This is a genomic window from Cellulosilyticum sp. ST5 (genome assembly GCF_046529625.1).
Lineage (GTDB): Bacteria > Bacillota > Clostridia > Lachnospirales > Cellulosilyticaceae > Cellulosilyticum > Cellulosilyticum lentocellum.
This window is the reverse complement of the sequence record NZ_CP132338.1, coordinates 4,603,252-4,615,684: the sequence shown is the minus strand read 5'-3', so window position 1 is coordinate 4,615,684 and position 12,433 is coordinate 4,603,252. Positions and strand designations below refer to the sequence as shown.

Below are 12,433 nucleotides of genomic sequence, written 5' to 3'. Positions count from 1 at the left end.
GAATCTAGAGTAAATGCTTCGTAATATAAATAACTTTTCATTATTATTATTCACTATTCATTCTTTTAACTACTCATAACTATATATAATATAAACTAACCCATTAGGTTTTGGCTACCTCTTAGCTTATTTAAACTCTTTTTATCCATAATCGTACCGATACACTATGATCATTAATTCACTCTTAATAACTTTACTATATATTAATATAATAAGAAAGGGATTAAGAACAGTTCTTAATCCCTAGATATTATACTAATTCGATAATAACTTCTTCAGCTGCGTCACCTTTACGTGGTCCGATTTTGATGATTCTTGTGTAACCACCATTACGGTCAGCGTATTTAGGAGCGATTTCGCTAAATAATTTGTCGCACATGTCAACTTTTTTAGCTTGTCTTCTTTTAGCACCTTGTACTTCTGTTACTGGGTATAATACCTTTAACATTTGTCTTCTTGCATGTAAGCGAGTAGCACTATCTTTTTTGATAGTTTTTTCTACTTCATCATAAACAGTTACTTTTTTGCCATCTACAACTTCTTTAACACGTTTACCGTCTTTGTCTAATTTAGGTTGTTTTGCTTTAATAGTAACTTCTTCATAGTTGTCTTTTTCGCGAACAGCCATTGCGATTAAGCCTTCAGCGATTTTACGAATCTCTTTTGCTTTTGGAGCAGTTGTTTTAATCTTTCCATGGTATAAGAGATTTGTAACTTGGTTACGAAGTAACGCTTTACGTCCTGCGGCGTCACGTCCGAGCTTTCTTTGTCCAGCCATGCCCTAACCTCCTTAAATATTCTGCTTATTCTTCACTTGGTTTAAGTTGAAAACCAAGTTCGTTGAGTTTTTGGAATACCTCTTCTAATGATTTACGTCCGAGATTACGAACTTTCATCATTTCTTCTTCTGTCTTGTTTGTTAAGTCTTCAACTGTGTTGATTCCCGCACGTTTTAAACAGTTGAATGATCTAACTGAGAGGTCTAACTCTTCGATTGTCATTTCTAAAGTTTTTTCTTTAGAATCATCTTCTTTTGTTACCATAATTTCTGTAGTACGTGCATTCTCTGATAAGTCAATGAAAAGGTTTAAATGTTCACTTAAAACTTTTGCAGCTAAAGATACAGCTTCATCTGGTTTAAGTGTACCATTTGTCCAAACCTCTAATGTAAGTTTATCATAGTCAGTTTGTTGCCCAACACGTGTATCCTCTACAATAAAGTTTACACGCTCTACTGGTGTGTAGTTAGCATCAACTGGGATCACTCCTATTGGAAGATCAGTTTTCTTCAGCTTATCAACACCTTCATATCCACGGCCAGTAGTTACTGTCATTTCAATTGAAAGGTTAGAGTTTGCTCCACCATTTAAAGTAGCAATATGATGTTCTGGATTAAGGATCTCAATTTCTGGACCACATTTAATATCTGCTCCAGTTACTGGGCCTTCTCCAGATTTCTCAATATAAATTACTTTAGGTTCTGTACCTTGACTTGTATCGCGGATAGCAAGACCTTTAAGGTTAAGGATAATTTCAACAACATCCTCTTTTACTCCAGGAATTGAACTAAACTCATGAAGTACACCATCCACTTTGACGCTGCTAATAGCAGAGCCAGGAAGAGAAGATGAAAGAATACGACGAAGGCTATTGCCTAATGTGATTCCATATCCTCTTTCTAATGGTTCTACTACGAAACAGCCATATTTACCATCTTGCGATAATTCTTTAATCTCAATTTGTGGTTTTTCAAATTCCAACACCGGATAAACCCTCCTTTGGTTTTAAAATAAAATATTGAGGGTGACGAACTATTACTTAGAGTAAAGCTCAACGATAAGTGTTTCTGCAATATCAGTATCGATTTGTTCTCTAGTTGGAAGTGCTTTAACTGTACCTCTAAGGTTTTCAATATCGCCTTCTAACCATTCTGGAACAATACGAGATCCTGTTACTTCTGCAGTAAGTTTGAAGCGTTCGAATGATTTAGCATCTTCTTTAACTTCAATTACATCGCCAACTTTAACTTGGTAAGATGGGATGTTTACTCTTTTACCGTTAACAGTAATAAGGTTGTGTCTTACTACTTGTCTAGCTTCTGTACGAGAACGTCCAAGACCAATACGGTAACAAACGTTATCTAAACGAAGTTCGAGAAGACGAAGTAAGTTTTCACCTGTAATTCCTTGTTTACGATCTGCTTCTTCAAAGTAAGTTCTGAATTTACCTTCAAGAACACCATAGATTCTTTTAGCTTTTTGTTTTTCACGTAATTGTAATCCGTACTCAGATAATTTCTTTTTAGCTTGACCGTGTTGCCCTGGAGCATAAGGTCTTTTTTCAACTGAACAAGCAGCTGAGAAACATCTTTCACCTTTAAGGAATAATTTTTTTCCTTCGCGACGACATTGTTTACATTTAGAACCAATATATCTAGCCATTTTTACCCTCCTATTACACTCTTCTACGTTTTGGTGGACGGCAACCATTGTGTGGTACAGGAGTTACATCTTTGATTAATGTTACTTCTAAGCCTGCAGCTTGAAGTGCACGAATCGCAGCTTCTCTACCAGAACCTGGTCCTTTAACCATAACTTCTACTGATTTTAATCCATGTTCCATTGCTGCTTTAGCTGCTGTTTCAGCTGCCATTTGAGCTGCATATGGAGTTGATTTTCTTGAACCTCTAAATCCAAGACCGCCAGCACTTGCCCATGAAAGAGCATTTCCGTTTGTGTCTGTTAATGTTACCATTGTATTGTTAAAAGTTGATTGAATGTGTGCAACACCGCGTTCAACGTGTTTTCTGTCACGACGTTTACGAGTTACAACTTTTTTACCACCTTTTTTTGCAACTGCCATGAGATTCTTAACCTCCTTTATTTACTATTTTTTCTTATTAGCTACTGTCTTTTTAGGACCTTTACGTGTACGAGCATTTGTTTTTGTTTTTTGTCCTCTAACTGGAAGACCACGTCTATGACGAATTCCTCTGTAGCAACCGATTTCCATTAATCTCTTAATGTTTAAAGCGATTTCACGACGAAGATCACCTTCAACGATGATTCCTAATTTTTCAATAAGTTCACGAATCTTAGAAACTTGTTCTTCAGTTAAGTCTTTGATACGAGTATCGAAATCAATGCCAGCTTCTGTTAAAATTTGACGAGAAGTTGGGCGGCCAATACCGAAAATATAAGTAAGACCAATTTCAACACGTTTATTTTTTGGTAAGTCTACACCTGCAATACGTGCCACTCTCTGCACCTCCTATAGGTTTTTTAAAATATATATAATACAGCATAAATGACTCTATGCCGCAGCCGCTTCTAAGTTAAATACCACAGAATATTATAGCTTACTCTTACTCATAAATCAATGAGTTAAAGTGCCAATATTCAAGGTAATATTAACCTTGTTTTTGTTTGTGTTTTGGATTCTCACAGATAACGCAAACACGACCTTTTCTTTTAATAATTTTACATTTTTCGCAAATCTTTTTTACTGATGGACGTACTTTCATTTTCTGTTCTCCTTTCTATTATACCATTTATTTAGAACGCCAAATAATGCGCCCTTTGGTTAAATCATATGGAGAAAGTTCTATGGTTACCTTATCACCCGGTAATACACGGATGAAGTTCATACGAAGTTTTCCTGAAATATGACCAAGGACAATGTGTCCTCCTTCAATCTCAACCTTAAACATCGCATTTGGTAACTTCTCTATCACTGTTCCCTCTACTTCTATAACATCACCTTTAGCCAAGTTACAAACCTCCTCTTACACAGAAGATTGCCCTAGATACTCTTCAAGAGCTCGTCTAACATCACTATTTGTTAGTCGATTTTCTTCTATAATTTTTTGTTTTATCCATTCATTAGTAGTCAGCGTTGGCTGAATATGTTTTTTCTTCTTTAGTTTCGGGTTATCTACTTTGCGGAGACTCCCATCTACTAAGTAAACATATTCTTCCTCTATACTTACAACAATAAATGGTTTCCCTTGATCACGACCGCACTTTGAGAAAACAATCTGCCCTAGCGAATACTTGTTATTCATTTAATCACCTCTTACTTACCTATAGTAAGTATTTCTGGAATATCATCTGTAATAACCACTGTGTTCTCATAATGTGCAGATACACTGCCATCTCTAGTTACGAACGTCCAATCATCTTCTAGTACCCTAACTTGCCATGTTCCCATGTTTATCATTGGTTCAATAGCGAGTACCATACCTTTTTGAAGTTTTGGTCCTCTTCCAGGTGTTTTGTAGTTTGGAACTTGTGGTTCTTCATGCAATTGTTTACCTATTCCGTGTCCAACTAGGTCTCTCACTACGCCATAACCATGAGCTTCAGCATGACGCTGAATTGCCGATGATATATCACTTAAATGATTGCCTGGTTTTGCATATTTTAAACCTTCAAAAAAGCTTTCTTTCGTCACTCTTATTAGGTCTAACTTGGCAGCATCAACTGTGCCAACCGGATAGGTTCTTGCAGCATCTGAGTGATATCCCTTATAGTATACCCCGAGGTCAACACTTACTATGTCTCCCTCTTGTAGCTTTCTCTTCCCAGGAATACCGTGAACAACTTCATCATTTATAGAAATACAAGCTGACCCTGGATATCCATGATAATTAAGAAATGAAGGATATGCATCTTTACTTTTAATAAACTTTTCAGCTATGCTATCAAGTTCTTTAGTAGTAATGCCTTCCTTTATATGAGCTGCTACTAAATCATGGGCCTCTACAAGAATTTGGGCGGCTTCCCTCATCAAGCTGATTTCATCAGCTGATTTAATGTGAATGGCCATCTTATTTCACTCCCAATGCTTTTTTTACTCTATCACGTACTTCTTCAACTGTACCTACACCATCAATGTCTAATACTTTACCTTGACTTTTATAGTATGCAATTAAAGGTTCCGTTTGTTCATGATATACATCTAATCTTTTCTTAACAGTTTCTGCTTTATCGTCATCTCTTTGGATAAGTGTTTCACCGCAAAGATCACATTTACCAGCAACTGTTTCAACTTTATTTACTTTATGGTAAGAAGCGCCGCAGCTAGGACAAACTGTTCTACCACTCATACGATCAACAATGAGTTCATCAGGTACATCTACATTGATAACAAAGTCAATTGGAATACTTAACTCCTTAAGCATTACATCTAATGCCTCGGCTTGAGGAATTGTTCTTGGGAAACCATCAAAAATCATACCATTTTTGCAGTCATCCTGAGTAATTCTACTTTTGACAAGCTCAATAACAAGTGAGTCTGGCACCAATTTTCCTTCATCCATGTATGCTTTAGCTTTTTGACCTAGCTCAGTATTGTTAGAAATATGCTCTCTAAAAATATTACCTGTAGAGATACATGGAATATCATATAGTTTAGTTAGCATTTCTGCTTGTGTCCCTTTACCTGCTCCAGGCGCACCTAATAATATTAATCTCACAGCGGCCTACCTCCTATTCATTCTATAAAAATCCTTTATAATGTCTCATTAACATTTGTGATTCGATTTGTTTAAGTGTTTCAAGTACAACCCCTACTACGATGAGTAATGATGTTCCTGAGAAGGCAACGTCTACTTTGAATAAATAGTTAAATGCTAAAGGCATTATCGCAAGTATAACTAAGAATATAGCTCCAAGTAATGTAATGCGTGTTCCTAAAGCTGCTAAATAATCAGAAGTAGGCTTTCCTGGTCTAATACCTGGAACGAACCCTCCACTTTTCTTCATATTGCTTGCAATCTCCATTGGATTAAAAGCAATTGTTGAATAAAAGAACGCAAATGCAAAGATAAGAATGATATAAATCACTGATCCAACTGGATTAGTCCAGTTTAACCAATTAAGCACCGTCTGCCAGTTTTCAGATACTTGAGCCCCTACCAAGTTAATAATAATTTGTGGGAAGTTCATAATAGACATAGCAAAGATAATAGGAAGAACCCCGCCAAGGTTAACCTTAACTGGAATGTATTGTGATTGACCACCATACACCTTACGTCCAGCCATACGTTTTGCATACTGAACTGATACTCTTCTTTCACCTTGTGCCATGAGTACTGTAAATCCTACTAAAGCAATAAATGCAATAAGCACAATGATTGGGATATAGATTCTATCTTTATTCAAAACAAAAATTCCTGCAAAGTTAGTTGGTAGTGAATAAATAATACCAATAAAGATGTAAAGTGACATACCATTACCTACACCTTTTGAAGTGATTTGTTCACCAATCCACATAACTAGCATTGAACCAGCAATAAATGCAATCATAACAAGTAAAAAGGTCCAAATGCTATCATCAACTAACACATTTCTATTTGTCAATACCATAGCCCATGATTGTACAACTGCTAAACCAAGTGTTACATAGCGTGTATACTTGTTGATTTTTTTTCTACCTTCTTCTCCTTCTTTTGCTAACTCTTCTAATTTAGAGATAGCTACTTGAAGAAGTTGCATGATGATACTAGCAGTAATATAAGGACCTACTCCTAATGCAAATAGTGCCAAATCTTGATTTGCACCACCTGTTATCATGCTCATAAATTGGTTTACAAAACCGGAGTTAGCATTAGCGGCATTTGCTGCTGCTAGCGCTGCTCTGTCTACTCCTGGTACAGTAATAGATACCCCGATTCTGATAAAAAGAAACATCCAAAGTGTGTATATCAATTTGTTGCGTAGTTCTGGCACTTTCCAAGCATTTCTAAGAGTTTTGAATAAATCCACCTTTACATCACCTCTTCTGCTTTACCACCCACAGCTTCAATTTTTTCTTTAGCGCTTGCGCTAAATGCGTTTGCTTGTACAGTTAATTTTTTGCTGATTTCACCTTTACCAAGAATTTTTACCCCGTCTCTTGGATTTTTGATGATACCTGCTTCAATCATTGCGTCGATAGTTACTACTGCACCATCTTCGAAACGATTTAATAAGTCAACGTTGATACCAACGATTTCTACACTGTTACGGTTTGTAAATCCACGTTTTGGAAGACGTCTGTATAATGGCATTTGACCACCTTCAAAACCAGGCCTTACACCACCGCCACTTCTAGCTTTTTGCCCTTTGTGTCCTTTACCAGCAGTTTTACCATTACCTGAACCATGACCTCTACCAACACGGAAAGTTCCTTTTTTAGATCCTTCATTTGGTCTTAATGTACTTAAATTCATGTCCTTGGCACCTCCTTCTATTTGTAAATATCTATTACTCGTTAATTTCTTCTACTTTTACTAAGTGTGTAACTTGGTCAATCATACCACGGATAGCTGCGTTATCTTCGTGAATGTTTGCACTGTTAATCTTTCTTAATCCTAGCGCTTCAACAGTTTTTTTGTGTTTTGGAAGTGCTCCGATTGTAGATCTAACTAATGTAACTTTGATCTTTGCCATCTTTTACTTCCTCCTCTTAGCCTAGAATCTCTTCTACTGATTTTCCACGAAGTTTAGCTACTTGTGAAGGTGTTTTTAACGCTCTAAGACCTTCGATTGTAGCATGAACTACGTTTTTCTTGTTGTTTGAACCTAAAGATTTAGTTCTGATGTTACGAATACCTGCAAGTTCAAGTACAGCACGAGCTGGACCACCTGCGATAACTCCAGTACCTTCTTTAGCTGGTTTAAGAAGTACTCTTGCACTTCCAAATTCACCATAGAATTCATGATAAATACTATCTGCATCGTTTCTTTCGATGTAAATAAGGTTTTTCTTAGCATCGTCGATAGCTTTTTGGATAGCATTTGGAATTTCCATTGCTTTTCCTAAGCCTACACCAACGTGACCATTACCGTCACCAACTACTACTAAAGCAGAGAAACGGAATGTACGACCACCTTTTACTACTTTTGTTACACGTTTAATGGTAACAACTTTTTCTTGAAGATCCATTGTACTAGGATCAATAGTTAATCTTTTAGCCATGTTCTTATTTCCCTCCTTTACTAGAATTGTAACCCAGCTTCGCGAGCTGCGTCAGCTAATGCTTTAACTCTACCATGATATAAGAAACCACCACGGTCAAATACTACGTTTTCAATACCTTTTGCTACTGCTTTTTTAGCAACTGCTGTTCCAACTGCTGCTGCTGCTTCAACGTTAGAAGTTGCTTTTAATTCTTTAGCAATTTCTTTTTCAACTGTTGATGCTGCAACTAAAGTTGTTCCAGTCATGTCATCTATAATTTGAGCGTAGATGTGTTTTTCACTTCTGAATACGGCAAGTCTAGGTCTCTCTGTTGTACCTTGAACTTTATTACGCATTCTATTGTGTTTTTTAACACGAATATCGCTTCTAGATTGCTTTCTGATCATGCGGATGTCACTCCTTTACTTATTATTTTTTACCTGTTTTACCTTCTTTACGACGAATAACTTCATCAATGTATTTAATACCTTTACCTTTGTATGGTTCTGGTCTACGTTTATCTCTAATTTCTGCTGCATATTGACCTACAGCTGCTTTATCGATACCTGCTACAGTGATTTTGTTACCATCTAATGTTGTTGTAAGACCTTCTGGGTCTTCCATTTCAACTGGGTGAGAATACCCTAAAGAAAGAACTAATTTTTTGCCTTGTTTTTGTGCTCTATATCCAACACCGTTGATTTCTAACACTTTTGTGAAACCGTTAGTTACGCCTTCTACCATGTTAGCAATAAGTGTTCTTGTTAAACCGTGAAGAGATCTATTTCTTTTTAAGTCGTTTGGTCTTGTTACCACAACTTCATTTTCTTCTAATGCAATGTTCATTGCTGTATCAAATGTTTGAGTAAGTGTTCCTTTTGGTCCTTTTACAACTACTTCGTTAGCTGGGCTAATAGTAACTGTAACACCTGCTGGAACAGCGATTGGTTGTTTACCAATACGTGACATATTCGGCACCTCCTTAACTTATTGTCTTTATTACCAAATGAATGCGATTACTTCGCCACCTACACCAAGTTTTCTAGCTTCTTTGTCAGTGATTACACCTTTGTTTGTAGAAATAATCGCTGTACCAAGTCCACCAAGAACTTTTGGAAGGTTGTCTGTATCTGCGTATACACGAAGACCTGGTTTAGAGATCTTTTTGATACCAGAAATAACTTTCTCGTTTTTATCTTTTCCGTATTTTAAAGTCATGCGAATTGTTGATTTAACACCATCTTCTTTAACTTCAAAACCTTTAATATATCCTTCATTTACAAGAATTTCAGAAATAGCTTTTTTCATTTTTGAAGCAGGAACCTCAACTACATCGTGTTTTGCGATGTTGGCATTTCTGATTCTTGTTAACATATCTGCAATAGGATCGCTCATTGTCATTGTTATTTGCCTCCTTTCTTTCTTACCAGCTAGCTTTTTTAACGCCAGGGATTTGACCTTTATATGCTAATTCTCTGAAACAAATACGGCAGATACCATATTTTCTAAGGTAACCATGTGGACGACCACAGATACGGCATCTTGTATATGCTTGAGTTGAAAATTTAGCAGGTCTTTGTTGCTTAACTTTCATTGATTTCTTTGCCATTTATTTACCCTCCTTATTTTTGAAAAGGCATCCCGAATTGTGTTAACAGTTCACGAGCTTCTTCGTCTGTATGAGCTGTTGTTACGATGATAACATCCATACCACGAACTTTATCTACTTTATCGTACTCGATTTCTGGGAAAATAAGTTGTTCTTTAACGCCTAAAGCGTAGTTACCACGACCATCGAAAGCTGTAGCACTTACACCACGGAAGTCACGTACACGTGGAAGAGCTAAGTTTACTAAACGATCTAAGAACTCATACATTTTTTCACCACGAAGAGTTACTTTACATCCGATTGGCATACCTTCACGAAGTTTGAACGCAGCCACTGATTTTTTAGCTTTTGTGATAACAGGTTTTTGACCTGCGATCATTTGCATATCGTTTACAGCATTTTCTAATACTTTCGCATTATCTCTTGCTTCACCAACACCCATGTTGATAACGATTTTTTCAATTTTAGGTACTTCCATTTGGTTTTTGTAACCAAATTTTGCTGTCATAGCACCCATGATCTCATTTTTATAAGTTTCTCTTAATCTACTCATCGTTCACATTGCCTCCTTTCACTAATTAGTCGATTACAAAACGTTCTTTGTTAACGATTGCTACGCGAACTTTTTTACCGTCTTTAATTTCTACACCTAAACGTGCTGCTTTACCGCCGTGCACGTACATTACATTTGACATGTGAATAGGTGCTTCTCTTTCAATTAAACCACCTTGGTTAGCTGCATTTGCTTTTTGGTGCTTTGTAATCATGTTACAACCTTCAACAACAACTCTACCATTTTTACGGTCGATTAATGTGATGTTACCTTCTTTACCTTTATCTTTACCGGCAATAATAACTACTCTATCACCTTTTTTAAGTTTAGTTTTCACTATTCACACCTCCTTATAGAACTTCTGGAGCAAGTGATAAGATTTTTGTGTATTTCTTTTCTCTTAACTCTCTTGCTACTGGTCCAAAAATACGAGTCCCTCTTGGGTTTTTGTCTTCTTTAATAATTACAGCTGCATTTTCATCGAATTTGATGTAAGAACCATCTTGACGTCTTACGCCTTTTTTAGTACGAACGATAACAGCTTTAACTACATCACCTTTTTTAACAACGCCGCCTGGTGTTGCATCTTTAACTGATGCTACGATAACATCACCGATATTACCATATCTTCTTGTTGAGCCACCAAGAACACGGATACAAAGAAGTTCTTTAGCACCTGTGTTATCAGCTACTCTTAATCTACTCTCTTGTTGAATCATGAGAAGTGACCTCCTTTCAAGATTTCTATTACTATTTAGCTTTTTCTACGATTTCTACAAGTCTAAATCTTTTTGATTTAGATAAAGGTCTTGTTTCCATTACTTTTACTCTATCACCGATTTGGCACTCATTATTTTCATCATGAGCGTGTAATTTGTAAGTTCTTTTTACGATTTTTCCGTAAAGAGGGTGTTTTACATTGTTTACAACTGCTACAGTAATAGTTTTGTCCATTTTATTGCTAACTACATTACCAATTAATGTTTTACGTAAATTTCTTTCAGACACGAGCTTGCCTCCTCTCTACTACACAGTTGCTTTTTGTGTAATAATAGTTTGAATACGTGCTATATTCTTTCTTACTTCTTTGATTCTTGCTGTGTTATCTAATTGATTGGTAGCGTTTTGGAATCTTAAATTAAAGAGTTCTTTTTTCGCATTTACCAATTCAACTTGTAATTCATCAGCTGATTTAGTTCTAATTTCTTCTAAGAATGCTTTAGTTTTCACTACCATCACCTGCCATTTCTTGTTCAGCACGAGAAACGATTTTACACTTCATTGGTAACTTGTGTACCGCAAGTCTTAAAGCTTCTCTAGCTGTTTCTTCTGCTACGCCTGATAACTCAAACATAACTCTTCCTGGTTTAACTACTGCTACCCAGTAATCTACCGAACCTTTACCTTTACCCATACGAGTTTCAGCTGGTGTAGCTGTAACTGGTTTATCTGGGAAGATTTTAATCCAAACTTTACCACCACGTTTGATATAACGTGTCATCGCAATACGGGCTGCTTCAATTTGATTTGATTTAACCCAAGATGGCTCCATTGCAACAATACCGTATTCACCATAAGTGATTTTATTTCCACGGGTAGCTTGGCCTTTCATACGTCCGCGTGATTGTTTGCGGCGTTTTACTCTTTTAGGCATTAACATTAGTTTTCGCTCCCTTCCTTTTTAACTTTAGTTGGAAGTACTTCTCCTTTGTAGATCCATACTTTAACGCCGATTTTACCGTATGTTGTATCTGCTTCTGCAAATCCATACTCGATGTCAGCTCTTAATGTTTGAAGTGGAATGTTACCATCTGAATATTGTTCAGTACGTGCCATTTCAGCTCCACCTAAACGACCAGAACAAGATACTTTAATACCTTTTGCTCCAGATTTGAATGCTTTACCCATTGCTTGTTTCATAGCACGACGGAAAGAAACACGGTTTTCTAATTGAAGTGCAATGTTTTCTGCTACTAATTGAGCACAAGCTTCTGGTCTTTTAACCTCTACAATGTTGATAGCAACTTTGTTTGCAGTTAATTTTTCTACTTCTTTACGAAGTAAATCGATAGATGCTCCACCTTTACCAATTACGATACCTGGTTTTGATGTGTGAACGTGAACTCTTACACGTTTAGACATTCTTTCGATTTCTACTTTATCAATGCCAGCAGCATATAATTTTTTCTTGATGAATTTTCTAATTTTATCATCTTCTACTAGGTTGTTAGCAAAGTCTTTTTTATCAGCATACCATCTAGCATCCCATTCTTTGATAACACCAACTCTTAATCCATGTGGATTTACCTTTTGGCCCATGTGTTTAC

The 12,433-nt window shown here is 36.4% G+C and carries 25 protein-coding genes; all 25 read right to left on the bottom strand.

Annotation, left to right across the window (positions count from 1 at the left end; all coding sequences use genetic code 11):
* Window positions 1-250 precede the first annotated feature (250 nt).
* Window positions 251-778: a bL17 family ribosomal protein gene (locus QTL86_RS22085; RefSeq protein ID WP_013658476.1), complete on the bottom strand. Its 528-nt coding sequence runs from the start codon at window positions 776-778 to the stop codon at window positions 251-253.
* Window positions 779-803: 25 nt separating this feature from the next.
* Complete coding sequence (locus QTL86_RS22080; RefSeq protein WP_127067837.1) at window positions 804-1,763, bottom strand: DNA-directed RNA polymerase subunit alpha; 960 nt, start codon at window positions 1,761-1,763, stop codon at window positions 804-806.
* A gap of 51 nt (window positions 1,764-1,814) precedes the next feature.
* Window positions 1,815-2,441, bottom strand: a complete 627-nt coding sequence (rpsD, locus tag QTL86_RS22075; RefSeq protein WP_013658478.1) for a 30S ribosomal protein S4 — start codon at window positions 2,439-2,441, stop codon at window positions 1,815-1,817.
* Window positions 2,442-2,454: 13 nt separating this feature from the next.
* Complete coding sequence (rpsK, locus tag QTL86_RS22070) at window positions 2,455-2,862, bottom strand: 30S ribosomal protein S11 (RefSeq protein ID WP_013658479.1); 408 nt, start codon at window positions 2,860-2,862, stop codon at window positions 2,455-2,457.
* Window positions 2,863-2,886: 24 nt separating this feature from the next.
* The gene (gene rpsM / locus QTL86_RS22065) at window positions 2,887-3,258 is read right to left on the bottom strand and encodes a 30S ribosomal protein S13 (protein ID WP_013658480.1); all 372 of its coding nucleotides are present in this window, start codon (window positions 3,256-3,258) and stop codon (window positions 2,887-2,889) included.
* 151 nt (window positions 3,259-3,409) lie between these two features.
* Window positions 3,410-3,523 (bottom strand): 50S ribosomal protein L36, encoded by a 114-nt coding sequence (rpmJ, locus tag QTL86_RS22060; protein WP_013658481.1) that lies wholly within the window; start codon window positions 3,521-3,523, stop codon window positions 3,410-3,412.
* A 27-nt stretch (window positions 3,524-3,550) separates the two neighbouring features.
* Window positions 3,551-3,769 (bottom strand): translation initiation factor IF-1, encoded by a 219-nt coding sequence (infA, locus tag QTL86_RS22055; protein ID WP_013658482.1) that lies wholly within the window; start codon window positions 3,767-3,769, stop codon window positions 3,551-3,553.
* A gap of 15 nt (window positions 3,770-3,784) precedes the next feature.
* On the bottom strand, window positions 3,785-4,063 hold the full coding sequence (locus QTL86_RS22050) for a KOW domain-containing RNA-binding protein (RefSeq protein ID WP_013658483.1): 279 nt from the start codon (window positions 4,061-4,063) through the stop codon (window positions 3,785-3,787).
* Between the two features lie 11 nt (window positions 4,064-4,074).
* Complete coding sequence (map, locus tag QTL86_RS22045) at window positions 4,075-4,827, bottom strand: type I methionyl aminopeptidase (protein WP_013658484.1); 753 nt, start codon at window positions 4,825-4,827, stop codon at window positions 4,075-4,077.
* A gap of 1 nt (window position 4,828) precedes the next feature.
* Window positions 4,829-5,476 (bottom strand): adenylate kinase, encoded by a 648-nt coding sequence (locus tag QTL86_RS22040; protein WP_410496042.1) that lies wholly within the window; start codon window positions 5,474-5,476, stop codon window positions 4,829-4,831.
* A 22-nt stretch (window positions 5,477-5,498) separates the two neighbouring features.
* Window positions 5,499-6,767 (bottom strand): preprotein translocase subunit SecY, encoded by a 1,269-nt coding sequence (gene secY / locus QTL86_RS22035; RefSeq protein WP_013658486.1) that lies wholly within the window; start codon window positions 6,765-6,767, stop codon window positions 5,499-5,501.
* A gap of 2 nt (window positions 6,768-6,769) precedes the next feature.
* Window positions 6,770-7,213, bottom strand: a complete 444-nt coding sequence (gene rplO, locus QTL86_RS22030) for a 50S ribosomal protein L15 (protein WP_013658487.1) — start codon at window positions 7,211-7,213, stop codon at window positions 6,770-6,772.
* A gap of 34 nt (window positions 7,214-7,247) precedes the next feature.
* The gene (gene rpmD / locus QTL86_RS22025) at window positions 7,248-7,433 is read right to left on the bottom strand and encodes a 50S ribosomal protein L30 (RefSeq protein ID WP_013658488.1); all 186 of its coding nucleotides are present in this window, start codon (window positions 7,431-7,433) and stop codon (window positions 7,248-7,250) included.
* Window positions 7,434-7,449: 16 nt separating this feature from the next.
* The gene (gene rpsE, locus QTL86_RS22020; RefSeq protein ID WP_013658489.1) at window positions 7,450-7,962 is read right to left on the bottom strand and encodes a 30S ribosomal protein S5; all 513 of its coding nucleotides are present in this window, start codon (window positions 7,960-7,962) and stop codon (window positions 7,450-7,452) included.
* A 20-nt stretch (window positions 7,963-7,982) separates the two neighbouring features.
* Complete coding sequence (gene rplR, locus QTL86_RS22015) at window positions 7,983-8,351, bottom strand: 50S ribosomal protein L18 (RefSeq protein WP_013658490.1); 369 nt, start codon at window positions 8,349-8,351, stop codon at window positions 7,983-7,985.
* A gap of 22 nt (window positions 8,352-8,373) precedes the next feature.
* Window positions 8,374-8,913, bottom strand: a complete 540-nt coding sequence (gene rplF, locus QTL86_RS22010) for a 50S ribosomal protein L6 (protein ID WP_013658491.1) — start codon at window positions 8,911-8,913, stop codon at window positions 8,374-8,376.
* Between the two features lie 30 nt (window positions 8,914-8,943).
* Window positions 8,944-9,345 carry a 30S ribosomal protein S8 gene (gene rpsH / locus QTL86_RS22005; RefSeq protein ID WP_013658492.1) on the bottom strand — a complete coding sequence of 134 codons (402 nt, stop codon included), beginning with the start codon at window positions 9,343-9,345 and terminating at the stop codon, window positions 8,944-8,946.
* 22 nt (window positions 9,346-9,367) lie between these two features.
* On the bottom strand, window positions 9,368-9,553 hold the full coding sequence (locus QTL86_RS22000; RefSeq protein ID WP_013658493.1) for a type Z 30S ribosomal protein S14: 186 nt from the start codon (window positions 9,551-9,553) through the stop codon (window positions 9,368-9,370).
* Window positions 9,554-9,566: 13 nt separating this feature from the next.
* Window positions 9,567-10,106 carry a 50S ribosomal protein L5 gene (gene rplE, locus QTL86_RS21995; RefSeq protein WP_013658494.1) on the bottom strand — a complete coding sequence of 180 codons (540 nt, stop codon included), beginning with the start codon at window positions 10,104-10,106 and terminating at the stop codon, window positions 9,567-9,569.
* Between the two features lie 25 nt (window positions 10,107-10,131).
* Complete coding sequence (gene rplX, locus QTL86_RS21990; protein ID WP_330547576.1) at window positions 10,132-10,443, bottom strand: 50S ribosomal protein L24; 312 nt, start codon at window positions 10,441-10,443, stop codon at window positions 10,132-10,134.
* 13 nt (window positions 10,444-10,456) lie between these two features.
* Window positions 10,457-10,825, bottom strand: a complete 369-nt coding sequence (gene rplN / locus QTL86_RS21985) for a 50S ribosomal protein L14 (RefSeq protein WP_013658496.1) — start codon at window positions 10,823-10,825, stop codon at window positions 10,457-10,459.
* 31 nt (window positions 10,826-10,856) lie between these two features.
* A complete protein-coding gene (rpsQ, locus tag QTL86_RS21980; RefSeq protein WP_013658497.1) occupies window positions 10,857-11,114 on the bottom strand; it encodes a 30S ribosomal protein S17 in 258 nt (85 codons plus the stop codon).
* Window positions 11,115-11,132: 18 nt separating this feature from the next.
* Complete coding sequence (gene rpmC, locus QTL86_RS21975) at window positions 11,133-11,336, bottom strand: 50S ribosomal protein L29 (RefSeq protein WP_013658498.1); 204 nt, start codon at window positions 11,334-11,336, stop codon at window positions 11,133-11,135.
* Window positions 11,326-11,766 (bottom strand): 50S ribosomal protein L16, encoded by a 441-nt coding sequence (gene rplP, locus QTL86_RS21970; protein ID WP_013658499.1) that lies wholly within the window; start codon window positions 11,764-11,766, stop codon window positions 11,326-11,328. Before rplP ends, rpmC begins: the two co-directional genes overlap by 11 nt.
* Window positions 11,766-12,425, bottom strand: a complete 660-nt coding sequence (gene rpsC, locus QTL86_RS21965; RefSeq protein ID WP_013658500.1) for a 30S ribosomal protein S3 — start codon at window positions 12,423-12,425, stop codon at window positions 11,766-11,768. Before rpsC ends, rplP begins: the two co-directional genes overlap by 1 nt.
* Between the last annotated feature and the right edge of the window lie 8 nt (window positions 12,426-12,433).

Bases quoted from the DNA above. Each gene is read 5' to 3' on its own strand.
- QTL86_RS22085 (WP_013658476.1), bottom strand. From the start codon at position 778: ATGGCTGGACAAAGAAAGCTCGGACGTGACGCCGCAGGACGTAAAGCG.
- rplR (WP_013658490.1), bottom strand. From the start codon at position 8,351: ATGATCAGAAAGCAATCTAGAAGCGATATTCGTGTTAAAAAACACAAT.
- rplF (WP_013658491.1), bottom strand. From the start codon at position 8,913: ATGTCACGTATTGGTAAACAACCAATCGCTGTTCCAGCAGGTGTTACA.
- rpsE (WP_013658489.1), bottom strand. From the start codon at position 7,962: ATGGCTAAAAGATTAACTATTGATCCTAGTACAATGGATCTTCAAGAA.
- QTL86_RS22000 (WP_013658493.1), bottom strand. From the start codon at position 9,553: ATGGCAAAGAAATCAATGAAAGTTAAGCAACAAAGACCTGCTAAATTT.
- rpmD (WP_013658488.1), bottom strand. From the start codon at position 7,433: ATGGCAAAGATCAAAGTTACATTAGTTAGATCTACAATCGGAGCACTT.
- rpsH (WP_013658492.1), bottom strand. From the start codon at position 9,345: ATGACAATGAGCGATCCTATTGCAGATATGTTAACAAGAATCAGAAAT.
- rplP (WP_013658499.1), bottom strand. From the start codon at position 11,766: ATGTTAATGCCTAAAAGAGTAAAACGCCGCAAACAATCACGCGGACGT.
- rplO (WP_013658487.1), bottom strand. From the start codon at position 7,213: ATGAATTTAAGTACATTAAGACCAAATGAAGGATCTAAAAAAGGAACT.
- rpsC (WP_013658500.1), bottom strand. From the start codon at position 12,425: ATGGGCCAAAAGGTAAATCCACATGGATTAAGAGTTGGTGTTATCAAA.
- map (WP_013658484.1), bottom strand. From the start codon at position 4,827: ATGGCCATTCACATTAAATCAGCTGATGAAATCAGCTTGATGAGGGAA.
- rplE (WP_013658494.1), bottom strand. From the start codon at position 10,106: ATGAGTAGATTAAGAGAAACTTATAAAAATGAGATCATGGGTGCTATG.
- rpmJ (WP_013658481.1), bottom strand. From the start codon at position 3,523: ATGAAAGTACGTCCATCAGTAAAAAAGATTTGCGAAAAATGTAAAATT.
- rplN (WP_013658496.1), bottom strand. From the start codon at position 10,825: ATGATTCAACAAGAGAGTAGATTAAGAGTAGCTGATAACACAGGTGCT.
- QTL86_RS22050 (WP_013658483.1), bottom strand. From the start codon at position 4,063: ATGAATAACAAGTATTCGCTAGGGCAGATTGTTTTCTCAAAGTGCGGT.
- rpsK (WP_013658479.1), bottom strand. From the start codon at position 2,862: ATGGCAGTTGCAAAAAAAGGTGGTAAAAAAGTTGTAACTCGTAAACGT.
- rpsD (WP_013658478.1), bottom strand. From the start codon at position 2,441: ATGGCTAGATATATTGGTTCTAAATGTAAACAATGTCGTCGCGAAGGA.